Annotated in this window: 15 protein-coding genes; 14 read left to right on the forward strand and 1 reads right to left on the reverse strand. The window is 59.8% G+C overall.

The window, feature by feature from the left end; genetic code table 11:
* Window positions 1-124: 124 nt before the first annotated feature.
* Both ACFSR7_RS16890 and ACFSR7_RS16895 read left to right on the forward strand, forming a co-directional pair.
* Window positions 125-529 (forward strand): DUF6855 family protein, encoded by a 405-nt coding sequence (locus ACFSR7_RS16890; protein WP_378163506.1) that lies wholly within the window; start codon window positions 125-127, stop codon window positions 527-529.
* A gap of 40 nt (window positions 530-569) precedes the next feature.
* Complete coding sequence (locus tag ACFSR7_RS16895; protein ID WP_378163508.1) at window positions 570-2,501, forward strand: AraC family transcriptional regulator; 1,932 nt, start codon at window positions 570-572, stop codon at window positions 2,499-2,501.
* 687 nt (window positions 2,502-3,188) lie between these two features.
* On the opposite strand, the gene ACFSR7_RS16900 is transcribed toward ACFSR7_RS16895, so the two are convergent.
* Window positions 3,189-3,773 (reverse strand): TetR/AcrR family transcriptional regulator, encoded by a 585-nt coding sequence (locus ACFSR7_RS16900; protein ID WP_378163510.1) that lies wholly within the window; start codon window positions 3,771-3,773, stop codon window positions 3,189-3,191.
* A gap of 235 nt (window positions 3,774-4,008) precedes the next feature.
* Between ACFSR7_RS16900 and ACFSR7_RS16905 the strand changes: the two genes are divergently transcribed.
* The 12 genes from ACFSR7_RS16905 to ACFSR7_RS16960 all read left to right on the forward strand — a co-directional run bounded on the left by ACFSR7_RS16905 (window position 4,009) and on the right by ACFSR7_RS16960 (window position 26,299).
* Window positions 4,009-4,914: an SDR family oxidoreductase gene (locus ACFSR7_RS16905; RefSeq protein WP_378163512.1), complete on the forward strand. Its 906-nt coding sequence runs from the start codon at window positions 4,009-4,011 to the stop codon at window positions 4,912-4,914.
* A gap of 489 nt (window positions 4,915-5,403) precedes the next feature.
* Window positions 5,404-5,751, forward strand: a complete 348-nt coding sequence (locus tag ACFSR7_RS16910) for a YciI family protein (protein ID WP_378163513.1) — start codon at window positions 5,404-5,406, stop codon at window positions 5,749-5,751.
* 6 nt (window positions 5,752-5,757) lie between these two features.
* Entirely contained in the window at window positions 5,758-6,993 is a 1,236-nt protein-coding gene (locus ACFSR7_RS16915) for an RNA polymerase sigma factor (RefSeq protein WP_378163515.1), read from the forward strand.
* A gap of 161 nt (window positions 6,994-7,154) precedes the next feature.
* Complete coding sequence (locus ACFSR7_RS16920; RefSeq protein WP_378163516.1) at window positions 7,155-8,102, forward strand: SGNH/GDSL hydrolase family protein; 948 nt, start codon at window positions 7,155-7,157, stop codon at window positions 8,100-8,102.
* A 365-nt stretch (window positions 8,103-8,467) separates the two neighbouring features.
* Window positions 8,468-12,277 carry an S-layer homology domain-containing protein gene (locus ACFSR7_RS16925; RefSeq protein ID WP_378163518.1) on the forward strand — a complete coding sequence of 1,270 codons (3,810 nt, stop codon included), beginning with the start codon at window positions 8,468-8,470 and terminating at the stop codon, window positions 12,275-12,277.
* A gap of 265 nt (window positions 12,278-12,542) precedes the next feature.
* Complete coding sequence (locus ACFSR7_RS16930; RefSeq protein ID WP_378163520.1) at window positions 12,543-14,291, forward strand: sensor histidine kinase; 1,749 nt, start codon at window positions 12,543-12,545, stop codon at window positions 14,289-14,291.
* Window positions 14,288-15,871: a response regulator transcription factor gene (locus tag ACFSR7_RS16935; RefSeq protein ID WP_378163522.1), complete on the forward strand. Its 1,584-nt coding sequence runs from the start codon at window positions 14,288-14,290 to the stop codon at window positions 15,869-15,871. The genes ACFSR7_RS16930 and ACFSR7_RS16935 overlap by 4 nt, the downstream gene beginning before the upstream one ends.
* 309 nt (window positions 15,872-16,180) lie before the next feature.
* On the forward strand, window positions 16,181-17,101 hold the full coding sequence (locus ACFSR7_RS16940; RefSeq protein ID WP_378163524.1) for an ABC transporter permease: 921 nt from the start codon (window positions 16,181-16,183) through the stop codon (window positions 17,099-17,101).
* 16 nt (window positions 17,102-17,117) lie between these two features.
* Window positions 17,118-18,050, forward strand: coding sequence for a carbohydrate ABC transporter permease (locus ACFSR7_RS16945; RefSeq protein ID WP_378163525.1), 933 nt, complete (start codon window positions 17,118-17,120; stop codon window positions 18,048-18,050).
* A 62-nt stretch (window positions 18,051-18,112) separates the two neighbouring features.
* The gene (locus tag ACFSR7_RS16950) at window positions 18,113-19,714 is read left to right on the forward strand and encodes an ABC transporter substrate-binding protein (RefSeq protein WP_378163527.1); all 1,602 of its coding nucleotides are present in this window, start codon (window positions 18,113-18,115) and stop codon (window positions 19,712-19,714) included.
* Window positions 19,715-20,253: 539 nt separating this feature from the next.
* On the forward strand, window positions 20,254-24,459 hold the full coding sequence (locus ACFSR7_RS16955; RefSeq protein WP_378163529.1) for a polysaccharide lyase family 8 super-sandwich domain-containing protein: 4,206 nt from the start codon (window positions 20,254-20,256) through the stop codon (window positions 24,457-24,459).
* Between the two features lie 97 nt (window positions 24,460-24,556).
* Complete coding sequence (locus tag ACFSR7_RS16960; RefSeq protein ID WP_378163531.1) at window positions 24,557-26,299, forward strand: extracellular solute-binding protein; 1,743 nt, start codon at window positions 24,557-24,559, stop codon at window positions 26,297-26,299.
* The last annotated feature ends 44 nt before the right edge of the window (window positions 26,300-26,343 follow it).

Consider the following 26,343-nt stretch of genomic DNA (forward strand, 5'->3'; position numbering starts at 1 on the left):
ACAACAATAGGATACGACTTGAACCATGGTTTAAGTCAACAGGAAGATAGGCGGCGTTTGTTGCGGGCATTCCGATGGGATACACTATACCAAAAGCATAAACAAACGGACGGAGGTCGAATCGGTGTCCACATTAGGTACGAAGGAAAATCCTTGGAAGCTCAAGACGCCGCCGCAGACGTCCGAATACGAGATGTACAAGGACGAGAAGGACGGCAAGGACATTCTCGTCTGCACGGTGGGCAAGACGGTGCTGCATTATGACTATCGCTGTCTGGACGACTTGCATGCGATGCTGCGGCAGCGCGGCGACTGGGTTGAGCTGGGCAGTGCGGACGAACAGAAGCCGGCGAAGGAAGAAACCGTAGAGGCGTGGGCCCGGTCGGCGGACAATCCGGTCGGCGGCTGGTACGGACTCAAGAAGGGTTTTCGGGGGCGGTTCGGCATGTACATCCCGCCGCTGATGGAAGCGCTGGGCTTGGCGGAGGTCGAGCATCATCCGAGGAACAATCGGATGAAGGCGATCTAAATCTATCGTTGAACAGGGGAACCAAGAGGGGAGGCGCGGCATGGACGTCAATCAGCAGATCGCGTTATGGAATCATGCCGACTGCAAGGTGGTAGACGTTCGCCGTATCACGATGAGAGCGGGCGAGTCCATACGCGGCTACCGCGTGCCTTCCAGCATGTTTTTGATGTCCGTTCGCGGCGACGCCACAGCCCGCCTGGACGGCGAAGCTCGCCGGATGCTGCGCTTCGCGGTGCTTCATGCAGGCAAAGGCGCCATGCTCGACCTCGTCGCGAGTAGCGCGGGGCTGGATTACTATAGCATCTATTACAAGGCCGTCATTGGCACCTCGATCTCGTCCGAGCTAGCCGCTTTGTTGGAGGGGGGGCGGCCTATCGAGCGGTCTTACAGCGTCGCGCCGGACCATCCGGCAGCGCTGCATCGGATTGCGGCCGATATGTTCCGGGCCTGGGGGAAGCCGCAGCCGCTAGCGCGTTTGCGCGCCCGGACGCTGCTCTATCAGTTCGCGCACGAGCTGCTGCAGCAGATGCCGGAGCATGGCCAACGCCCGGCCAAGCGAGATCTGGCTTCCCAGGTCGCGGCCATCATTCATGAACATTATGCGGATACGATCACGCTCGAATCGCTATCGGAGCGCCTGAATTATAGCGTTCCCCATTTATCGTCGTACTTTAAGCTGCGGACGGGACTCAGTCCGATCGACTACTTGATCAAGGTTCGCATCGATAAGGCGGCGGCACTGCTGCGCGAGACGGATGCGACGCTCAAGGAGATCGCGGCGGGCGTCGGCTATCAAGATCCGGGCTATCTGGGCAGGCTGTTCAAAAAGTACAAAGGCGTTTCCCCTATAAGTTATAGAGAATCGCATGCCGAAAAGAAGAAACGAGCAGATCGTCCTACCATAACCATGGGATCCTCCATTGTCCCTCCCGATCCGTTTCCATATACTGATTTTGATGATAACGATTATCAGTATCAGGAAAGCGGAGAGGGAGATATCATGTTTAAACAGGGAAGGCCCACGCTGGCATCGGCACTGCTGTTAAGTCTCATGCTGCTGCTCAGTGCATGCGGCTCGAACGGGGCGGCGACGGAGACGGCCGCTTCGCAGCCGAGTCCGAGCGAGACGACGGCCGCTTCGGCGGAGCCGCAGACTAAAAAAGTACAAACGGTAAACGGCGAGGTGGAAATCCCCGCTCATCCGAAGCGAATCGTGGCAGGCGAGTATCTCGGCAGCCTGATCGCGCTGGGCATTACACCGGTCGGCACGTCCGATCATCACATTAAAAATCCGTATTTTCAGCAATATTTGAAGGGCGTCGAAAATATCGGGGACGGCAACGGCAACGCAGAGAAGATATTGGCGCTGAAGCCGGACCTGATCATCGTGGACGATTTCTATCCGGAGGTGAACGAGCAGTTGGCCAAAATTGCGCCTACGGTCGTTATCCCCTACGCTTCGCTGAAGACGGTGCACGAAGAGGTCTCTTATTTCGGCGACCTGCTGGGCGAAAAGGAAAAGGCCGACGCATGGCTCGCGGACTACGACAGCCGTATCGCGAGCGCCAAAGAACGCGTTTTGAAGGCCGTACCCGGGGACAGCACGTTTTCGGTTATCGAACTCAACGGAAAAGAGCTGATGGCCGTCGGAACCGACTACGGCAAGGGCGGACAGCCGATCTACAACGGATTCGGGTTCAAGCCTCCTGCGGCGGTCGCCGCCGAGATGGCCGATCCGGGCTGGGCGGCATTCTCTGCCGAACTATTGCCGAAGTACGCGGGAGACTATATCGTTCTGACCTCCGATTCGAAGACGCTGGACGAGCTTAAAGCGGACCCGATCTGGGGCTCGCTGCCGGCCGTCAAGAACAATCATGTATTTCTGTGGACCAGCGCCCGCTCCGGCTACTGGGATCCGATCGCGATTCTAAGCCAGACCGAGGAGTTGGCCGACTGGCTGACAAGCCTGTGAGGGGTAGCAAGCTGATTGCCGAAAACAGAAAATGCGAAACGAACGGAAGCCGAGGCCGAGGGCTTCCGTTTTGCTGTGAGGATCATTTGAAAGTATAATTGGGCGGCCATACACGGAAAGGTGAGCGCGCTTTAGGCGTGCCGGCGCTTTTCGGATGTTTGGCGGTCGAAAAACCTGCATTTGTACAGGTATTTTCTGCCGACGCGCGATACTTGATGAAATACCTGCAAATATGCAGGTAAATGCAACGCGCAAGCCGGAAATTCGGCTGATTAAGGTAAATAACTGCGCTTTGGCATCTATTCTGTTCAAAAGGGTCGATATCGGCATAAAAAGATGTATATTTGCAGGCATTGCGCCGAAAGAACGACGCTGGCGACGATACGCGGGTCCATTGGAACGGCTATCGGATGAGCCGGCGGCAGGCTTTCCGCGCGACTCCGGTTTCGGATATCGCCAATCCTTAAACTGAAAAACTGCTGACTTCAGAAAAGGAATAGATTTTAGGGGGCAAAAATGTCTTCCTGAACGCGGAACGAGCCTTAGAAGCGATTCTAGAGGCTCGTTTTCCATTCCATATGCTGTTCCGCACCCTTATCCGGACTTTATCAGTGGCCTCGCGATTTTCCTCTGACGGTTTTCTTCATGCGGATTGGAGACGGTCCGTACGATGCGTCAATGAGCCGATCAGCGAGATTGCCTGGCCTGCAGGTCTCGGACGAAGTCCTCGGCCAATCGCCGGGGGAAGAGCTGGTCGGGCTCGCGACCGCTCAGAATCCAGAAGAAGGCCGGACCGATGAGCAGGGCCGTAGCCTGATCCGGCGGGACGGGCAGCGCCTCCGCTCCGAAGGCGCGCTCGATCACGACCCGGGCGCTATCGCCGAGCGGATCGTTTGCGGACAGCAGCTTGGCCACGGCGCCGTCATGCTGCGCTTCGCCAAGGAGCGCCCGATAGGCGGCGCCGGCCGGCGAATGCGCGAGGAAGCGCACGAGCGCCTCTAAGTAAGCGGTGAGTTCCGCCAGCGGCGAGTCGGCGGGGACGATCGCGAGTTCAAGCTTGGCATCGATCGCGCTGGCCTCGAACAGGATCTCCGCCTTGCTGGACCACCAGCGGTACACCGTCTGCCGGGACACGCCGGCGCGCTCGGCAATGCCTTTCATCGTCATCTCCGCATAGCCGATTTCGACCAAGAGGTCGTCGACCGCATGCAGCACTGCCGCTCTGGCTTGCTCGCTGCGGGGGCGGCCGCCAACTGAATTTTCTTTTTCCATGCCTCCACTATACAGGGGGACCGCTTTCTTTGTCCATGTCTCAGGAAGGCGGACATCCTAAGCGCGGGAGGCTAAATCAATTAGTTAATGGACACCGTGTATCGAATCATGTATATTATGAGACATGGTGTCTCGTTAATGGCGGAGCTGGCGTCGTTTTAAGCGCGGTTTCTAACGGTGCGAGCGCCGTAAATGAAAAGCCGGCCCGCCGAAGGGCCGCAAGGGGGCAACGTACATGCGTGTATTTGTAACGGGAGCAACGGGGTGGATCGGATCCGCCGTCGTGGACGACCTATTGGAGGCGGGCCACGAAGTCGCAGGGCTGGCAAGGTCGGAGGCGGCTGAGGCGTCGCTCCGTGCGAAGGGAGCGACGGCCTTGCGCGGAGATCTCGACGATCTCGATTCCCTGCGCCGCGGAGCGACCGAAGCGGATGCTGTCGTCCATCTGGCCAACAAGCACGATTGGGCGAACCCGGCGGAGTCGGACCGTGCCGAGCGGGCCGCGGTAGAGACGCTCGCCGAGGCGCTGGCAGGCAGCGACCGTCCGTTTCTGGTTGCGAACGGCTTATCGGATCTTGCGCTGGACCGGCCGGCATTGGAGACGGATCCCTCGCCTGCCGTCGGACCGAGCGCCAGACGGGGCGGCGCGGAGAACCTCGCGCTAGACTACGTCGATCGCGGCGTACGGACCGTCATTGTCCGATTCGCGCCGACGGTTCATGGAGCCGGGGATTGGGGCTTCGTCAACTTTCTGATGTCCGCCGCGCGCAAGCATGGCGTATCCGGGTATATCGCCGACGGGGCGCACGCGTGGTCCGCGGTGCACCGTTCCGATGCAGCCCGGCTTATCCGGCTGGGGATCGAGCGGGCGCCGGCCGGGTCGCGTCTGCATGCAGTCGCGGAGGAAGCGATCTCCACCCGGACGATCGCCGAGGCCATCGGCAGCGCGCTCGGCATCCCGGCGGTCTCGATCGCGCGGGAGGAAGCCAGTACGCATTTCGGCTTTGTCGGCAGATTTTTCGGACTGACGATGTCCGCCTCCAGCGCGCGCACGCGCGAACTGCTCGGTTGGGCGCCGACCGGTCCGACTTTGCTCGAAGATCTCATAGCCGGCGCATACGGCAGAGCCGCAGCGCGATGATCAATGAGAGATCCGCAGTCGCTACGGGCGGTATGCAGTCCGCAGCCAGGAGCTCATCAGCGCCCAAAGCGTCACAATCGTCGGCACCGCGCTGACGGCTTGCTTCCGGACGCATCTAACGTCGAGCCTCCAACAGCGCGAGCTGATGCCGCGTATGGGCGCCGAAGCGAACTCTTCTGCGCCCCATGGATCGGATATCTGCAATGCGAAGCTGCTCCATTCTTCCCAGGATGGAGCAGCTTCGCGTTATTTTAGGTCCTGTTGAGTCGCTTGCTGCGCTCTCGCGGCGTTTTGTTATACTGAGGAAAATGCAATAAAAAATTGCAATAGATGATGGCGATAAGAGGCGGGCTTTCGGTTCGTTTCCCGAGAACGATGGAGTTTCTTTAAAAAAATGTGCCGGCATTTTTTCGGATATGTAGAAATCGCGCAAGCCGAAACGACAGAATTACGAAACTAAAATTCAAAGGTCTACAGGAGGCTTATCGTATGAATTACACCTTGTTGTTTTATGAAACGGAGGAGGACTTTGCTGCCAGAAAGGACCCGGAACGCCAGGAAGCCTATCTGGCAGGCTGGACGCATTATGTTCATGCGCTGCGGGAATCGGGAATCGTCGTGTTCGGCTCCGGACTGTATGCGCCCGAGACGGCCGCGACACTGAAGCGCCGCGGCGGGGATCTGCTCGTTCAGGACGGACCGTTTCCCGAGACGAAGGAGCAGCTGGGCGGGATCTTCGTGATCGACGTGCCGGATATGGACGCCGCGTTGGAATGGGCGGCCCGGGGGCCGGTCGACACGGTGGAGGTCAGGCAGAACATTCCTGCACTGAAGTAGCCTCGGATGGAAGCGCAACAAATCGTCGAGCAGACGGCGCGCGAGGCTTACGGCCGGTTGCTCTCCTATCTGACGGTCCATTGGCGCAATCCGCAGGACGTGGAGGATGCGCTCGGAGATGCCTTTCTGTCGGCGCTGGAAACTTGGTCTAAGACAGGCATTCCGGAGAAACCTGAGGCTTGGCTGGTTACGATCGCCCGCAGGCGGCTCATCGATCGCGCCCGTCGCGTCCGCGTCTCCGCCGAAGCGCTGCCGACGCTTTTGTCCATGTCGGAGGATAATCGGCGTCTGCATGCTTCTGGCGCCGAATTGCCGGACGAGCGGCTCGGCATGATGCTGCTGTGCGCGCATCCGGCGATTGAACCTGAGATGCGTACGCCGCTCATGCTGCAGACGGTGCTGGGGATGGACGCAGCCCGCATCGCTTCCGCATTTATCGTCAAGCCTTCGACCATGGGCCAGCGTCTGACGCGGGTGAAGGCCAAGATTCGCGCCGAGCGCCTCACGTTCGAGCCGGCGGACGCGGAGGATCTCCCGGCTCGGCTCGACTCGGTTATGGAGGCCGTCTACGCCGCTTATGGGGCCGGGTGGGACGGGGCGGACGCCGGCTCGCCTGGCGGGAGCTTAGCCGGCGGCGGATTGGCCGAGGAAGCGATCGAGCTCGGCAGGCTGCTGCTCCGGTTCGTCCCAGGCGAGCCGGAGGTGAACGGCCTGCTCGCGCTGATACTGCACTGCGAGGCCCGCCGCGAAGCTCGACGCGACGGAGAGGGGAATTATGTCCCGCTCTCCGAGCAGGATTACGCAAGATGGGAGCGAGGCTTGATTGCGGAGGCGGAGCGCCATTTGCTTGCGGCATCGCAAGCCGGCCGCATCGGTCGGTTTCAACTCATGGCCGCGATTCAATCGGTGCATGCCCAGCGTCTACGGACGGGACGTACCGAGTGGGGCGCGATTGCACAATTGTATGAGGGGCTTATCCGCGTGCAACCCACGCTAGGCGCCTTTGTCAGCCGTGCCGCGGCGGTCGCGGAGGCCTACGGCGCAGACCGCGGCATGGCGCTGCTGGCGTCTATCCCTCCTGCCGAGGTTGCCAATTATCAGCCCTATTGGGCACTGGCCGGTCACTTGTACAAACGGATGCGTCGGCGTGATGAAGCGAAGTCCGCGTACAGCCGGGCGATCGGACTCAGCGCAGAGGGGGCCGTCCGGCAGTTTTTGAGCCGCCAACTAGACGGGCTGTGATCGCGGTGCGGTTATAGAAAAAACAGACCCCTTTTTAGAAGGACACCGAAGTCTTGTGTCTCTAAAGGGGTTTGTTCCGTGCGGCCATTCTCGTTTGAACGCTCGTTCGCGTGTATAATGGCGTTGACGATATCATTCCTTGCGAGAGTTGGGATTTTGCCATGGAGCCATTTTACGGGAAAGACAAACCGCTTCCGGAGGTGCTCAGAATCGTTTTTCTGGGAGACAGCATTACCGACGACGGCACGTACATCGCCTTTCTTGATGCCTATTTTCGACTGCATGCCCCGGCTTCCCGAATCGAGCTGATCAACCTGGGCGTCAGCAGCGAGACGGCTTCGGGCCTGAGCGAGCCCATCCACCCGTTCCCGCGGCCATGCGTGCACGACCGGTTAGCCCGGGCGCTGGACGAGACGCGGCCCGACTGGGTGGTCGTCTGCTACGGCATGAACGACGGCATCTATCATCCGCTGTCCGAAGCGCGGTTTGATGCCTACCGGGATGGCCTTCTACGGCTGCTCGGCCAGATTCGGCAGGCGGGCGCCAAGGCGATCGCCATGACGCCGCCGCCGTTCGACCCGGCTTCGCTGCCGGACGGCGCCAACCGGCTGCTTCCCGAAGGCCGGCCGGAGTCGGCATACAGCTACGAGACGCCTTTCGCCGATTACGAGTCCGTGCTGAAGCGCTATGCGGACTGGGTGCTGTCGCTCGGCAGCGAGGCCGCGGACGCGACGGTGAGCATCCACGCCGAGCTGCTGGCGCACATCGCGGCGGAACGGACGGCGGATCCGGCTTACTTGTCCGGAGACGGCATTCACCCGTTCGCGCCGGGTCACGGGGTGATGGCGCAGTCGCTGCTGCGCACGCTGTTCGGCGTCGCGCCGGAGCGCGCTCGGGCGTTCGTGGCCGAGCTGGACGGCTCGGCGTACTTTGAGCTGATCATGCAGCGTCACCGGCTGGTCAGCGCAGCCTGGAAAGAGCACGTCGGGCACACGAACCCGAACAAGGCGGAAGGGGCGCTGCCCCTGGCCGAGGCAAAGACCGCGGCGCAAGCGCTGGAAGCGCGTATCCGGGAGTTGGCCGAAGCGTTTAAACCTTTGCTTGCCTGACAACTAGTTGTGGTGTGAGAAATAGGTACGCCGAAAGAAGTCTCCATCAGAGCTACTTTGGTGCGTCGACGAGCTCATGCGCCGAAAGAAGTCTCCGTGAGAGCTTCTTTGGTGTGTCGACGAGCCCGTGTGCCAAAAGAGGTCTCCGTGAGAGCTACTTTGTTCCTTCGACGAGTCGGTGTGCGCAAAGAAGTCTCCGTGGATGGACCGAGGAAGCGTTAATTGACCTCAGACGGCACGTATAGGGTCGAGATGACACGTATAGTCGCTCCTTCGATGACACGTATAGTCGCTCTTTCATAACGGTGTGATAGAATAATAGAAATGATTTCCACTAGAATCTCGCAAAGAAAGGATGTTTAAGTTTGAAGAAGAGTTTTCTCGTTTTCATCGCGCTGTCGCTGATCTTCGGGCCGCTGCTCATGCCGCCGTCTAAGGCGAGTGCAGCCGGCGTTGCGTTTACTTCAATCTCGAGCCAGCAATGGACCTCGTTCGCGTTGGACGAAGAAGGAGGGATTTGGGCTTGGGGATACAATCTATTCGGTCAATTCGGGGACGGAACCTCGTCCAACGCCGAGCGATTGCCTGCTCGAATCGAAGTCACGGACGGCGCAGGCACGCCGGTTTCTTTTAAGCAGGTGGAGCCTGGATTCACCCACGCTATCGCATTGGATACCGAAGGGCAGATCTGGACCACCGGTCTGGACGATGACGGCAGTCTCGGAAACGGTACGTCTCCTTCGTCTTCGTCCTGGAAGAAGCTGAACGTCATGGACGGAGGCAGCCCCGTTACCTTCAAGCAGGTTGCAGCCAATCGGGGTATGAGTTATGCGTTGGATGACGGCGGCCGCTTGTGGGCATGGGGATTGTACATCAATGGCGGGAGCACCGATCAAGTGCCGACTTTGTTCGCGGTCTCGGATGGCGCCACTCCCGTCGTATGGCGGTCGATATCCGGACAAGAACAGCATCTCGTCGGCATCGATTCGTACAATCAGCTGTGGCAGATTCAAGAGTCGGGCCCCAACGTTCAAAAGTTCGTATTGATCGATAGCGGCATGACGTCTCAGTTCCAGGCCATCGCGGCCGGCAGCGGGTACGGAGACGGGGGACATCTCGCGGTGGCGCTCGAGAGCGACGGAGATATATGGACCTGGGGTACCAACAATTATGGCCAGCTGGGCGATGGCGCGCCAGATTCGGATACAAGTTGGTCGCCCGTGAAGCAGACGATTATGGACGGGAGCAGCCAGGTCAAGTTCAAGCAAGTCTCGGGCGGCAATCATCATGCGCTGGCGCTAGATGCGGACGGCAACCTATGGGCATGGGGCAAAAACAACTATGGGCAGCTGGGAGACGGCACGACGACGAGCGGGGGGCTCCCTCATAAAATTGCCTTCGCGGACGGCGGAACGCCGGTCTCCATAACTTCGGTAACCGCCGGCTACGAGCATTCGTTCGCTCTCGACAACGCCGGACGAATATGGGCCTGGGGCGGCGGACAGAAAGCTCCTGCAAAGCTGGCGTTCCAGCCGAAAGTCGCCTTGTCCGCCTCGAAGTCCTCTTCTACCTACCTGGAGGAGATTACGCTGACTGCCGCGGCGACCGGCGATCTGGATACGCCGACCGGGTCGGTCGAGTTCCGGGAAGGCGCGACCGTGCTGGGGACCGTGGCGTTGACGGGCGGGACGGCGGAGCTCAATCTCTCAAACCTGTCGGTCGGGCCGCATTCAATCGTCGCTTATTATGAGGGCGACGGCAATTACGCGTCGGGCGCGTCGGCTGTTCTTACGCATACGGTCGTCATGCCGGCTTCGCCGGCGATCGCGCTCACGCCTTCGACGACGGGCGATACGTTCGATCCGGTAACCGTGTCCGCGGACGTGCAGATTGACGGCGCCGGCAACGGATTGAACAGCCTGAAATGGTTGGCGGGCGATCGCGTCGCTACGGACTTCGCAAGCGCCGGCGCCGATATCAAGACAACGCGAAGCTTCAATGCAGCTGCCAATGGCACATACACGGTGTACGCCAAGGACGACGCGGGCAATGAGGCCGTGAAAACGATCGGCATCGCCAATATCTTGACGGCCGGCGACGCGACTGCGCTGGAGGCGGCGATCGCAGATGCGCAGCAAGCGTTGGCCGATCATCCGGCCGGTGCCGGAGTCGGACAGGCGCCGGCAGGCGCGCGGTCCGCGCTGAGTGCGGCAATCGACGCGGCGCAGGCGGTTGCCGAGGAAGCCGCGAATCGAACGCAGGCGCAGCTGGATGCCGCACAGGCGACGCTGGAAGCGGCGATTGCGACCTTCCGGGCGGCCGTCGTCGGCATCGTCCTGACGCCGCCGGACGCCGGCTTGTACGGCGCGGGCGATACGCTCGGGTTTACGCTGACCTACCGGGACGCAGTCGTCGTGACGGGTGAGCCGCGCATCGCTATCGCGCTCGATGGCGGCTCGGTGGCCGAGGTCGTATACGCGGCGTATAATGGCACCCGCGGCACGCCCGTCACCCAGCTCTCGTTTGCCTACGAGGTACAGGCGGGACTGGCGGATACGGACGGCATCGCGGTCTCTTCGCTTGTCGACCTGCCTGACGGCGCGGATATCGAGCCGGCATCCGGCGTTGGGGCGGCTATGTTGAACTATGCTGTGCCTGATACAAGCGCGGTACGCGTCGTGTCGATCCCGCCCGCGCTTGAACTGAGCGCGGATACGACCCCGGGCGCTACAGCGGTCGTTACGGTAACGGGCAGCGTCTATGGCGAAGCGTCGTCGGGTAATGCGCTCGCCAAGCTGCGCTGGCTCCCGGGGAATCGAATGCTCGCAGACTTCGAGGGCGGAGACGCGGGCACGGACATTCTGGGGGCGCGCGCATTTACGGTTGACGCGAACGGATCCTATACCGTCTACGCCCGCGATGCGGCGGGCAACGAAGCGGTTCAGGCCGTCACCGTGAGCGCCATCGCCGCGCCGTCGGACCCGAATCTTGTACAGGTAGAAGATCCCTTGCGCAAATACATCATTCGATGGACGGCCGACAAGGCCAGTCGCGATACGAAGTGGACGCAGGAGGAACTCGCAGCCGGCGCGATCCAACTGGACAGCCGGGCGCTGTTCGCGAATGCTGCCGGCTCCTGGACGCTGACGCTGCCTTCGGACACTGTCAACCTGCTCCGGCAGGTCAATCCGAACGGCGCCCTGCAGGTCCGTACGGGCCTTGGGGATTACGAGCTGCCCGTGGCGATGCTTCGCGAGCTGTCCGACCGTCCGTTCGACGAGCTCCGCATAAGGTTGTCACTTGCCGGCTCCGCCGAGCGGGGCGAGGTCGCACGCGCGGCGGAGCGGCTCGGCGCAGTCGTGCACGGACAGCCGCTCCAGCTGGAGCTGACGCTGCTCGCCGGAGGGACCGAGCAGCCGTTGTCCACTTTCGGACATTATGTCACGGTCACGGTTCCTCGGCCTGCAACCGCGGTTCAAGGCCGACTGTTCAGCGCGGTTTATGTAGCTTCGCAGCAGACGCTTGCGCCGATGCCGACCATGCCAGGGGATACAGCTGTGCAATGGAAGACGCAAACGGGCGGTATCTACGCATTGCTGACCTACGACAAGCAGTTTGCCGACGTTCAGGGTTCGTGGGCGGAGGAAGCCGTTCGTACGCTGGCTTCCATGCTCGTCATTAAGGGTATCGACGAGGGCAGCTTCGCACCTGGCGCTCCGGTCACTCGCGCGGAGCTGACGGCCATGATCGTGCGTGCGCTCGGCTTGCAGGGCACAGCCGAGACGCATACGGCCTTCAGCGATGTGGACAGCGGCAGCTGGTATGCAGGCGCCGTGACAGCCGCCGTGCAAGCGGGCATCGCGCAGGGCGACGCGGGTGGACGATTCCGCCCGGATGCGCCGATCAGCCGGCAGGAAGCCGCGGTCATGCTCATGCGCGCGATGACGACGGCGGGCCGTTCCCCGGCGGCAGGCTCGCCAACGGCGCTCGCCGGCTTCGCCGATGCAGGCCAGATCTCGGCCTGGGCCCGGGAAGCGATGACAGCTGCCGTCGATAGCGGCTTGATTCAGGGCGATGCGTCGGGACGCCTTCGCCCGCAGCAGCAGATCACGCGCGCGGAGACTGCGGCGATGCTCCTGCGTACGCTGCGCGCCATCGGCTTCCTCGACGCCTGAGCGTCGGCCCCCTTCGAACGCGGACCAAGCGTCTCAATTCCATAGCCATCCTATCGAGAGGGGCCGCCGGCCCCTCTTTTTTTCATGCCGCCTTTCCCGTCCGGACCAATGCCGGCGGACGGCGCGTGAGGGAGCATATGGTCGGCGCGCGAGACACCGGCCTTCGGGTCCGGTCGATAGCGACCATCTAGTAACCGCTCTCATTTCGTTGTAAAATGGGGCAACCCTCGCAACGAACGGTTACGAACGGAAAGGGAGCGCGCGCATGAGAAAGTTCCGGCTGAACCGCAAATACATCCCGTTTACCTACAAGACGATGCTGCCTTACCTGGTGCTGGTGCTGCTGACGGATATTCTGGTGGGCTACATCTCCTACACCATGCTCGTGGACTCCCGGACCGAGATGGCGGAGACGAACATTCGTACCGCGATGCGGCAGACGAGCAACAATATCGAATATCAGATGGACGAGATCACGCGCATGACGAATTCGCTTTTTCTCAACACGACGTTCCAGAACGCGCTGCAGTTCAGGGGCGATACCCGGGAGAACATGCTGAAAATGAAAGACGATATCGTGCCGTACATGAAGGCGCCGCTCCAGCTGTACGGCAACAAGCTGCGGCTCGTCCTGTACGCGGTCAACGAGACGATGCTCGAGATTACGGGCGACGATATGTCGCAGCCGATCGGCCGCAGCGATTATTACGTGCTGTCCGTGCAGAGCGTTGCGCAGACGGAGTGGTTCAAGTCCGTCTCCCCTTCGAGCAGGGACAAGCTATGGCTGCAGATCGACACTGACCGCGAGCTCGGGAACATCTCCTATTTTCGCAAGCTGTTCGCTTCCAATGGCGCGCAGTCGCTCATCGGCTACATCCGCGTGACGGCGAGGTTCGACGAGCTGCTCGGCAACTTCGATACGTTTCCGATCGAGCAGGGCATCGCCCTCCGGCTGAAGGACAAGACGACGGGCGCGAATCTCTACGAGCGCGGGACCGTGGCGGCGAATGCCGACGAAAGCGCCTATCTGGTCATCGGCGAAGACATTCCCGATTCGGACTATGCGATCGAGACCTGGGTGCCGAACCGTTACTTGAATAAAGACGCGAGCAAGATGCGCAGGGTGATCGGCGCCGTCTGCGCGATCAGCTTTGCGGTCATGGCGCTTATCGGCTTCCTCGTCGCGCGGCTGTCCGGCAAGAAGATGAAGCGGATCGTCTCGCTCGTGCGGTCGTTCCAGGAGGGCAACTTCTACAAGCGGATCGGCTTCGCCGGCAACGACGAGTTCGTGTACATCGCAGACGCGTTCAACCAGATGGCCCAGAGCATCCAGGAGCTGATCCGGGACGTTTACGAGCAGGGTATGCAGAAAAAACAGGCGGAGCTCGACGTGCTGCAGGCGCAGATCAGTCCGCATTTCCTGTACAACACGCTCTCGACGATCGGCAGCCTGGCGAATTTGGGCGAAGCCGACAAGGTGACGAAGATGGTGCAGGAGCTCTCCAAATTTTACAGGCTGACGCTGAACGAAGGGCAAGTCTATATTTCTCTTGAAGCGGAAGTGGAGCAGGTCAAGGCGTATCTGGATATCCAGCGGGTCAAGTATGCGGACGCCTTTCAGGTGTATCTGGACATTGACCCGGACATTTTGCATGTGCCGATCATTAAGCTCGTCTTGCAGCCGTTCGTGGAAAATATATTTAAGCACGCCTGGTTCGGAGAGTCGATCGCTATCCGGATCTCAGGCAGGCGGCTTGGCGTCGACCGGATTGAGCTGAAGGTCATCGACAACGGCATCGGCATGCGGCCCGATACGCTCAAAAGGATGCGCTCGAGCGAGTCGCGCGCCGGCGGCTACGGCCTGAAAAATGTGGAAGAACGGATCAAAATGAGATACGGCAGCGACTTCGGTATCCGCATCGGGAGCTACTACGGCGCGGGCACGACCGTCGAGCTTATCCTGCCGGTGGAAAACGCGGAGATTCGGGAAGACAAGGAGCGCGGTGATCAATGACGGATAACGAGATTAATGTACTGCTAGTGGACGACGAGGCGGTCGATCTGGAATGGCTGCGGCGCCGGGTGGCCGGACACGAGCAGTTGAAGGGCGCCAGCGTACGTACGGCATCGAGCGGGTTCGCCGCGCTTAACCTGATGAAGCAGCAGCGGATCGATATCATCCTGTCCGACATCCGAATGCCGATCATGTCGGGCACCGAATTCGCGCGACAGGCCAAAGAAATCAACCCGCAGGTGTCCATCGTGTTCATCAGCGGTCACGAGGACTTTAACTATGCGAAACAGGCGATCCAGCTGAACGCGCACGGCTATCTGCTCAAACCCGTAGAGGACGGCGAGCTGAATGCAACCTTGACGGAGCTATGCGGCAAGATCGAGCGGGAGAGGCAGCAGCATACGTCGCTGACCGAGACGCTGTCGCTCGTCAACCAGGAGCTGCTGCTGCGCTGGTTCAACGAGTCCGCGCCGGGCGATGTCGAGGCGCACATCCGCAGCTTCCTGGCGCCGATGCTCCAGTGCGGCACCGCGGTCGCCATCGCCGAGATCGACGACATGGCGTGGAAGACAAGCCGCTCGACCGCGGAGGAGCGTCGCGCATGGCTTGGGAGCGCGTCCGGGTTCATCCGACGGTTCGCGCAGGAACGCAATATGGGCCTCGTCATCGATGCCTACGACAGCCGCTTCGTCCTGCTGGCCGCCGTGCCCGAGCCTTCTTTCTCCACCTTGCTCGAAGAGCTGATTCGCGCCTTTTACGCCGAGTTCGCCTTCTCCGTCACGATCGGAACCGGGATGTACACGACCGCGTTCGACCATCTGCACGACTCGTACCGGCAAGCGCAGGCCGCGCTTAGCATCAAGTGGATCGTCGGCAAGAATCGGCTCATCCAGGACGCCTCGCAGTGGCGCCCCAAGGAACGGATCGCCCCGAACCTGGAGGAGATCGTCGACCGGATGCTGAAGGCGATGCTCGAGTACGACCTGACGGCGATCGACGATTGCCTGCTGCAGCTGTTCGACGGCGACCATCCGCTCTCCCAGAAGAACGAGATTTACGATCTCATCATCCGCATTACGTCCAAGCTGCACGCGGATCTGCGGCAGCTCAACGAGCATTTGTACGAAATTCTGAATTGGGACGCCCATCAGCCGCTCATCCTGTTTCAATTCGAGACGGTGCACGATATTTTGTCCTGGCTCAGAAGGCGGTTTTTTGAGCTGTCCGAGCTGCTCTACCTCAAGCGTCAGCGTCAGAAGCGCAAGCTGATCGACGACATTACGGCTTACGTGAAGGACAGGCTGGAGCAGAAGATCACGCTGAACGAAGTGGCCGCACATTTTAACTTTACGCCGAACTACCTGGGGCAGCTGTTCAAGGCCGAGACCAACAGCCTGTTCAGCGATTTTCTGAACGACCTGCGCATGAAGCGGGTGTGCGAGCTGCTCGAAGATCCGACCAAGAAGATTTACGAGATCGCGGAGCAGGTCGGCTATAAAAACATCATCTACTTCAACCGCCAGTTCAAGCAGCACATGGGCATGTCCCCCGGCGAATATCGCAAGAAGCGCAATATTTAAATCGATGCCCCTGTCGCGAGACTCCTGTTCCCGCGGGTACAGGGGCCTCGTTTTTTCTACGGCAGCCTACCGCTCACTGCCGGAGCCAATAGCGGCACCGCGTGCTGCTAAGCCCCTCGGGCGGCGGCGAAATAGCGATGTGTCGCATCCTTATTTCACGAGCTACGCGCTGTGGCAGCCGATTCATCCGATCGTATATGTTTTCACCTCGATCGTTGAATTTGTATTATCTTTAGTTGTTCCGCTGAATTATGCCGCCTCGTTCTGCCTTCTATAATGAGAGCTACAGAGGAGAGAGGGGGAGCGGATATGCGGCTGCGCAGCTTCTGGCACGATGTGAAAAAGTACAAAATGTTCTTGTTGATGCTGACCCCTGCGGTCGTCTTCTACCTTTTGTTCGCTTATATCCCGATGGCGGGCATCGTCATCGCGTTCAAGCGCTACGATTACGCCGGCGGCATTTTCGGAAGCGCGTGGAACGGACTGGACAACTTCCGCTTTTTCTTCGACTCGGGCAACGCCTGGCAGGTGACGCGCAATACGGCGCTGTACAACGTCGCCTTTATCGTCGTGAACAATGCCCTGCAGATTTTCGCAGCGATCCTGTTATTTGAAGTCGGAGGCAAGTGGTTTCGCAAAATCATTCAGTCGTCACTGTTCCTCCCGTACTTCATCTCCTGGGTCGTGGTCGGCGCGATCGCCTACAACCTGCTGAACTATGATATCGGCACCGTGAACGCCATGCTCCGGGGACTCGGGCTTGAGCCGGTCGACATTTACAACACGCCCGCCTACTGGCCGTTCCTGCTGGTGTTGGTGTCCGCCTGGAAGGGGCTCGGGTACGGCACGGTCATGTATCTGGCCGCGATCACGAGCATCGACACCGAAATGTACGAGGCGGCGGAGATCGACGGGGCGAACATTTTCCAGCGCATCCTGAAGGTGACGATCCCGAACCTGTACCCGACGATCATCATCCTGGTGCTGTTGGCGGTCGGCAACATTTTCCGCGGGGACTTCGGGATGTTCTACAACATGGTCGGCAACAACGGGATGCTGTTCTCCGCGACGGACGTCATCGACACTTTCGTCTTCCGGTCGCTGATCACGTCCAACGACATCGGCATGTCGGCCGCAGCCGGCGTCTTCCAATCGGTGCTCGGCTTCGCCACGATCATGGCGGTCAACTATGCGGTGCGGCGGTACGACAAAGACCGCGCGTTATTCTAAAGAGGAGGCTGATGACATGAGCGCGACGGAGCTGAATGCGGACAAGTCGTTCGCCAAAACCTCGGGCGTCAAAAAGACGGATCAGAAAATATTCGCCGCCATCGGATACGGGGCGCTGACGATCATGGCGCTGCTCTGCCTGCTGCCGTTCCTGCTGGTCGTATCGTCGTCGCTTACGAGCGAGAACCGGATCATTACGGCGGGTTATCAGTTTATCCCGACGGATTTCTCGGTGGAGGCGTACAGCATTTTGTTCAAGTACCCGACCGAGATGGTCCAGGCCTACCTGGTGACGATCGGGGTGACGATCGGCGGCACGCTGCTGGGATTGTTCCTGACCTCGATGACGTCCTACGCGCTGTCCCGCAGGGACTTCAAGTGGCGCAACGGCTTTTCCTTCTTCTTTTTCTTCACTACCTTGTTCAGCGGAGGGCTCGTTCCATGGTACCTGCTCATCGTAAACTACCTGCATATGAAGGATACGGTGCTCGCGCTGATCGTGCCGCTCGTGCTCAACGTCTTTTACATCATCGTCATGAAATCGTTCCTCGGCGGCATCCCGGAGGCGATCGTCGAATCGGCCAAGATCGACGGCGCGGGCGATTTCCGCATCTACGCGCAGCTGATCCTGCCGCTCTCCAAGCCGGCGCTCGCGACGATCGGGCTGTTCCTGGCGCTGGCCTATTGGAACGACTGGTACAACGCCCTGCTGTTCGTGTCGGACGAGAAGCTCATGCCGCTGCAGTACTATTTGTACAAAATGCTGGGCAACATGGACGGCATGCGCAAGGCGATGATGGGCGCGGGGGCGGTCGTTACGACGGCCATTCCGACCGAGAGCCTTAAGATGGCGATGACGGTCGTCGCGACCGGCCCGATCCTGCTGGCGTATCCGTTCGTGCAGCGGTACTTCGTCCAGGGCCTGACGATCGGCGCGGTAAAGGGATGAATACGGGGCGACCCGGTTTATCGATAGAGCTTGATACGACTACCATTAGGGGGAAGATGGGCATGTTGAGAAAAAGCAGATGGACGATGTTTACGCTCTTGTTTGCCTTTGTGATGATCATGAGTGCATGCGGCAACGACAACAAGAATTCGGGGTCGTCAGCCAGTCAGAGCACGGAGCCGTCAAAAAGCGCATCAGCTTCGGCTACGGCCTCGGCCTCGAGCAGCAGCGCCGCCGCGCCGTCCGAAGGCGCCGTCGACACGTCCAAGGAAGTGAAGCTCAAGATGATCTTCGTCGGACCGAAGCCGGTGGACTATGATTCCGTCTTCGCCGAGATCAACAAGAAGCTCAAAGAGAAGATTAACGCGACGATTGAAGGCGAGTTCCTCGATTGGTCCGACTGGGCGCAGAAGTATCCGCTAAAGCTGGCCGCCGACGAGAACTTCGACCTGATCTACTCGGCCAACTGGGCGGGCTACAACGACCAGGCGCTGAAGGGCGGCTTCCTCGAGCTCACGGACGATATGCTCTCCAAGTACATGCCGCAAACGTGGAAGAACATGTCCAAGGTCAGCTGGGACCAGGCGAAGGTCAACGGCAAGCTGTACATGGTGCCGCAGAACCGCGGGGAATCCGTCGAGAAGCTGATCCTGTACCGCGAGGACCTGCGCAAGAAATACAACCTGCCCGAGATCAACAGCCCGGAAGCATATGCTACGTATTTGAAAACGGTCGCCGAGAAAGAAAAAGGCATCGTACCGTTCACGCCGGAGACGGGCGACTGGAAATTCCACAACCTCGACCGCGTCCTGCTCAAGCAGCAGAACGAGTGGAACATGTTCGACCTGGATATGCCGTTCGCCTTCAAGCTGACGGACGAGAAGGGGCAAGTCTTTAACGTCTACAACACGCCGGAATTCAAGGCATTGGCGACGTATTACAAGGACCTCGCGGACCACAACGCATGGTCGAAAAACGTCCTGAACAGCAAAAACGACCATCAGGCGGACTTCAAGGCGGGCAAGACGGCTTCGATCACGCATAACAACGGCACGCTCGGCGCGCTGATGGCGCTCATGCGCCAGGAAAATTCGCCGTACGAAGTCGCATTGGCTGATGTCAATCAAGGCAAGAAGAAATCGGTGGCCATCTCGACGCAGAACGGCACGTCGGTGCACGCGACCTCCAAAAACCCGGAGCGCGCGCTGATGGCGATCGATCTGATGCAAAACGATAAAGAGATGCACGACCTGATCATGTACGGCATCAACGGCGTTCACTACGAGCCGGTCGGCGACGACAAGTACAAGGCGCTCGACAAAAATCCGAACTACACGGGCTTCTCCAACTGGAGCTTCAACTCGCCGCTCAACCGCGACAACGAAGCGTTCCCGCAGGAAGCGTCCGACCTGGTCAAGAGCTGGGAAGCGAACGTGTACCACTACCCGCTCGAGACGTTCGTGTTCGACAACAGCAAGGTGAAGACCGAGATCGCCAACGTCGGCAACGTCATGCTGCGCTACGGCATCCCGCTGGAGTACGGCCTGGTCAAGGATATCGACAAAGGCCTGGCGGATCTGAACAAGCAGCTTGATGCGGCAGGCATCGCCAAGATCCAGACCGAGCTGCAATCGCAGATCGACGCGTTTTTGGCGAAGCAGTAAGGCGGAAGATGGGGCGGCTGCAGCGCAGCCGCCTCTGTAAAAACGGGCGCTGATGTTATACGTCCGCAATCAGGCTGACACGATGCCGGTCCTTGCGCGATCAACGCGCGGGGGCCATTTTTATTGCGGTACGTGCGTAAAAGGGTGATCGGTTGCCCGACGGGCCAAGTGTGAACGTAGATCAACAGTTTGCGGACTGGCCGACCTGCCGTCGGCCGAACTAGAAACAAAACGGGATGACGCAGAGACATTGTCTGCTTCGTCCCGTTTTTGCATTCGGCGGATGGCCGCTCGTGTTTCTGATTAGAAACCTCCAGGCGCACTTGGCGAAATTTGAGCCGGATTTGTTTCTAACTTGAACTTCCTGAGCCCATTTGGCGCATCGCGGTTCGGATTTGTTGCAGAAGGGGGCATTTTGCGTATTCAGGTTAACGGAAGTTCATGATCTTGAATCCTGATCATATCCATTCATTCGCGGCGGGTGCGATAATGAGCCCGAATTTAAAACAAAGACGGGCGGTGGACTTATGAGGGCAAGGATGTCGGCAATCGAATTCGGCATTTCCGGCAAGCTGCTGTTGGTGATGGCTTTATTGTTCGGCTTGGTTGGGCATTTAGGCGCGCGCAGCGTTTATGCGGAGGAGGATGCGTTTGACGCGATGAGGACCAAGTGGTTCGATTTCTTGACCGGAGGCACGGGGTACGATACGCAAGATCCGGATATCGCCTTTAAGCTGAACGCGGTGAGCCAGACGAGCTGGGCATCGATGGACAAATCTTCGGGAAGAACGTTCCTATGGTCCGACATGGCCAGCACGACGAATTCCTCGCAAATCACCAACGCGTACGGCCGTCTGAGAGGAATGGCGCTGGCCTACCGCACCTACGGATCCAGCGTTTACGGCGACCAGGCGCTTAAGGCCGATATCGTCGGCGCCCTCGATTGGATGTACGCGAATCGCTATAACGAGAACAAGGCCGAGTACGATAACTGGTGGGACTGGGAAATCGGCACCCCGCTGCAGCTGAACGATATCGTCACCCTCATGTACGACGATCTCACGTCGACCCAGATTCAAAATTACACGAACGCCGTCGGGCATTTCTCCCCCGATCCGACGCGGGTGAACAAGCCGTTCCAATTCGTATCGACCGGCGCCAACCGCGCCTGGATGTGCATGGTCGTCGGCCTCCGGGCCGTCCTGATCAAGTCGAATACCGATCTGACCGCTGCCTCCGATGCGCTCGATCCGCTTTTCGACTATGTCACGAGCGGGGACGGCTTCTACGAGGACGGCTCCTTTATCCAGCACAATATTTACGCGTATAACGGCAGCTACGGCGCCAGTCTGCTTCAGCAGTTGGTTAACGTGCTGTATTTGCTTGACGGCTCGGACTGGGAGCCTACGTCGTCGGGCCTCGCTAACGTTTATCAGTGGGTGTACGATTCTTACGAGCCGTTCATTTACAAAGGCGCCATGATGGATATGACCAGAGGCAGGTCGATCTCGCGGAACTACGAGACGGACCATTCGGTCGGGCAAGGCATCATCGCTTCGCTCGTGCGTTTGTCTCAGGCAGCACCGACGGCCGACGCCCAGCGCTTGAAGGCGATGGTCAAGTATTGGATCCAATCCGATACGACGCTCAACTTTTTCCGCTCCGTCGATCTGAGCGTCGCTGTCCAGGCCAAGGCGATCATGGCGGATTCAGGCGTCGTGCCGAGAGGGGAGCTGACCGGCGCCAAAGTGTTCGCGGGCATGGACCAAGCCGTGACGCAACGTCCGGGGTACGCCTTCGGCGTCAGCATGTCTTCCAGCCGGATCGGCACGTACGAATACACGAACAATGAAAATCTGAAAGGCTGGTACACGGGCGCAGGCATGACGTATTTGTACAACGACGATCTGCAGCAGTATTCGAGCTTCTGGCCGACGGTCAACAAGTATCGGCTGCCGGGAACGACGGTCGACACGCGCACGAGAACGGACGGCGAAGGCGGCGGATACCTCAGCTCGAAGGCGTGGGCGGGGGGCTCCGAGCTGCTCGGCCAATACGCCGCCGCCGGCATGGATTACCAAGATTACGGAACTACGCTGACGGCCAAGAAGTCGTGGTTCATGTTCGACGACGAGATTGTCGCGCTTGGCGCCGGCATTAACAGCACCGACGGAAGAACGATCGAGACGACGGTTGAAAATCGAATGCTGAATGTAGCGAGAACGACGCAAGGCACCGATTTGGCCGCGCCTGCCGCCGCGCCGGTCGGAAGCGAGCCGCTCCGCCATAAAGTGTATGCGGTTACAGACAGCGGTAACGATGGCAATTTACCCGAGAATACGTTCGACAACAACCTCGGCACCCGATGGTCCGCGTCTGGCGACGGCCAGTGGATTCAATACGACCTGGGCAAGACGCAGCAGATCGGATATGTCGGGATCAGCTTCTATGTGCAAGCCACGCGGTACACAACCTTCGACATTGCTGTGTCCGCAGATAAGAATGCGTGGACGACCGTTTACTCCGGCAACTCGAGCGTCGTCTCTAACGACGCGATCCAAGTGTTCGACTTCCCCGACGTGTCGGCCAGATACGTGCGCATTGTCGGTCATGGCTATACCAACAACAGCGCGAACGGCGGCAATACGGGCCCCTGGAACAGCATTGCCGAGGTTCAGATCTACGCGCCGTGCTCGGCTGGCAATCTGATCATCCCTGCAATCGTGGCCCCGCTTAACGTGGAATCCGCCTCCGACAGCCTGGGCTCCGCCGATCTGACGGCCATCCAGGACGGCAAGATCGGCACTTCCTGGACGGCGAGCGGCGACGGGCAGTGGCTGAAGCTGGATCTGGGCAGCGTAAAACCGGTCGGCTACGCGGGCATCGCCTTTCCGCAGGGAACCGATCGGCGCTATACGTTCGATATCGAAGTGTCCGCGGACAATTCGGTATGGAACGCCGTGTACGCCACGCCGTACCAATCCGCGCCGACGACCGAGGTGACCGCTTACGATTTCCCGGATGCGAATGCCAGGTACGTGAAGCTCGTCCTGCACGGGAACGACGTCGATCTTGCCGATGCCGTATCGGAGGTGCAGCTCTATTCGCCGTCCGCGCTCGGCCCGGTGCTGGATCCGCTCCACACGACGCGCAAGGTGAAGGGCGACGAGCAGTTAATCGTGAACGGTACGGCGAAGTCGGCTGCGCTTGGCTGGTCCGAGAGCATGGGCGGGGTTTCTTATGCGTACCTCGAGGGCACGGGCGGCTACTACTTCCCGCAACCGAGTAATATCAAGGGCGCGAGAGCGGTATCCGAAGGCAGCTGGAAGCAGCTGAACATAGGAGGGCCCGACACGACGCTGTCCAAAAATTACGTCACGTTGTGGCTCGACCACGGCGCCAATCCGGTGAACGAAAAATACGCTTATGTCTTGCTGCCGAACAAGACGGCTTCGCAGACCGCGGCATACAGCGCGAATCCGAATACGGAGATTCTCGTCAACAACCCGAACACCCAGGCGGTGAAGGAGAAGGGACTCGGTATCATCGGAGCCAACTTCTGGGCGCCCAGTACCTTCAGTTTCCTGACGGCCTCCAATCCTTCTTCGCTCATGCTGAAGGATCTGTCCGGCACGCTCGATGTCGGCGTATCCGATCCTACGCATCTGCAGAACAAGGTAACGTTCGAGATTCATAAGTCGGGTCTGTCCGTCGTGTCGAAGGACGCTTCGGTTACGGTGCTCCAGCTCGCCCCGACGATCAAGTTCGAAGTCGACACAAGCGTCAAAGACGGCATCACCCATCACGTCAAATTCCAATACAATCCCGCTGTGAACGTGCCGCTGCCGACGCCGACGCCCGACCCGACGGTGACCAGCGCCACCGTCAAGGACGATATGAACGACTATTCGAACATGTACGCGCACAGCCCGTATCTCTTTTTTAACACGTCTAACGCGTCTTACTTTGCCGGCGATGCCTCCAGGCTGGCCCGGACGGCCAACTCGAACGAATACGTTGTCTACAAGGCGACGTCCGGCATGGATTTGAAGCAGTTTACCGCCAAGACCTGGTTCTGGCCGTACGAGACGATCGACGACTTCCAGTTCTATACGTCGCCGGACAATACGACTTATACGCCCTTTACGCCGGGCAAGACTGCGCCGGCAGGCAACTGGTCCGAGGTGGACTACAGCGGCACGCTCCCGGCGGGCACGCAGTATTTGAAGATCGTGTTCGCCCATAGCACGACCAACGCGTGGAACCCGCAGATCGGCAGCGTCGAGCTGAAGAGCGCGGTCCCTGCCCCTACCGTCGCGAACGTGACCGATACGATGAACGACTTCACCAAGATGTTCGCGCACAGCGCGCAGCTGTCCTTCGATTCGTCGAACGCGGCGACCTTCGGCGGAGATACCTCGCGGCTCCAGCGGAAGACGAACACCAGCGAATACGTCGTCTACAAAGCGGCAGCCGGCATGGATCTGAAGCAATTCGCCGCCAAGGCCTGGTTCTGGCCGTACGAGACCGCGGGCGACTTCCAATTTTACGTGTCTGCGGATAACGTGACCTATGCGGCGTTCACCCCCGCTAAAGCAACCGTGACGGGCTCCTGGAACAAGGTGGACTATAGCGGCACGCTCCCGGCAGGCACGCAGTACCTGAAGATCGTCTTTCCGATTACCGCCGCACAGACCTGGAATCCGCAGATCGGCAGCGTCGAGCTTGAGAGCCGGGCAATCTGATTAAGAGATGTTCATGAACTTGAATACCGATCATTCCTATCCCGCGGCGCGGATGGAATAATGAAGTAGGAAAGAGTCGTAGACGAGGGGGAGCTCCATGAAACGATATTCAAAAGCATGGTCGGCCATGCTGGGCAGCATGCTGGCCGTGAGCGTCATCGCCGGGTGCAGCGGCGGCAACAACGAGCCGTCGGCAGCTTCGGGCGAATCGAGCAAGCAGCCGTCGGCGACGGCAAGCACCGAGGCTTCGGCCCAGCCAAGCGCATCGGCGCAGGCGGAGCCGCAGCCGAACGACCGCACGAAGTTCGATCCGCCCGTGACGATCACCGGCGCGATCGCGCTGAAGGCGTCGGATAAGCTGCGCAACGGCGACACGCCGGAGAACAACCCGGTCTCCCGCTGGTTCAAGGACAACCTGGGCATCGTCACCAAGTATCAATGGGTCGTGACGGATCAGGCGGATGCGCTTGGCACGAAGGTGCGGCTCGCGATGACGAGCGGCGAGCAGCTGCCGGACGTCCTGTCGGCATCGGGCACGCTGTTCGAGGATCTGGTCGCCTCGGGCAAGATCCAGCCGATCGACGAGGCGTTCGAGAAGTACGCGACGGCCAGAGTCAAAGAGGCATACGCCAAAAACCCGCAGGTCATGGCGACCGTCACGCGCAACGGGAAAATGTACGGCTTGCCCGATCTGTCCAACGGCTTCGTGGGCGACACGGTCATGTGGGTACGGCAGGATTGGCTCGACAAGCTGAGCCTGAAGGCGCCGACCAACGTCGAGGAGTACGAGGCGGTGCTCGATGCCTTCACGAACAAGGATCCGGACGGCAACGGCAAGAAGGACACCTACGGCATGGCGCTCGGCGGCAACACCGGGTACCATCATCCGACGGCCAACTACATGGCGGACGCGATGTTCGTGTTCGGCCAGCACCAGCCTTACTTCTGGCTGAAGGGGGATGACGGCCAGCTGCATTACGGCTCCGTCGATCCGGTGGTCAAGGACGGCCTCGTCAAGCTGGGCGATTGGTCCGCCAAAGGCTATCTGAGCCCGGACTTCGGCACGCAGGACGCCACGAAGGCGATGGCCGACTTCACCTCGGGCAAAGCCGGCATCGTCTTCGCGCCGGGCTGGGCGGGCGGTTGGCCGATCGGCACCGCCATCGCCGACGCCGAGAAGAAAAACGAGAAGCTGTCGATCAAGCCTTACCCGATTCCGTCCGGCGTAGACGGGCAGGTCGGCCGTCAAGCCTCGCCGCCGACCTATACGGCTTATGTATTCCGCGCAGGATTCGAGCATATGGATGCCATCTTCAAGTACTGGGATACGCTTTATAGCTGTTCCCTCGAAGACGAAGCGTGCCCGTTCGGCGCCGGCAAGGGCGAAGGCTACGACTACGTCATGAAGGACGGCAAGCCGGACTGGACGGTGCCGGAGGGAACGATCGACCTCGGCCGGTACATGCTGATGTCGCCGGGCACGACGCCGCCCAACGTCATGGACGGACCGAACATCTACCAGCGCGTGGCGGCAGGCTCGCTCAACAATATTTTCGAGCAAAAGCTGGCGGCCAGCAACGGTCCGCTCACGGTAGAGGGATTCGCGACCGCCTTCCAGCAGCAGAGCTCGGACGTGCCGAACGGCTTCCTGGGCGCGAACACGAAGACGATGATCGAGAAGTGGGAGCAGCTGTCGACGCTCGAAGAGCAAGCCTACTTGCAGATCATCTACGGCAAGGCCAAACCGGATTACTTTGATTCCTTCGTCAAGCAATGGAACGATCAGGGAGGCTCGCAGATCACCGCAGAGGTGAACGAACAGGTCGCCGCCTCCAAGTAAGCGCGTCGGATCATAGGTAAGACTCATGCGAACGCGGAGCTGAA

This window comes from Cohnella sp. GCM10020058 (genome assembly GCF_042683485.1).
GTDB lineage: Bacteria > Bacillota > Bacilli > Paenibacillales > Paenibacillaceae > Cohnella.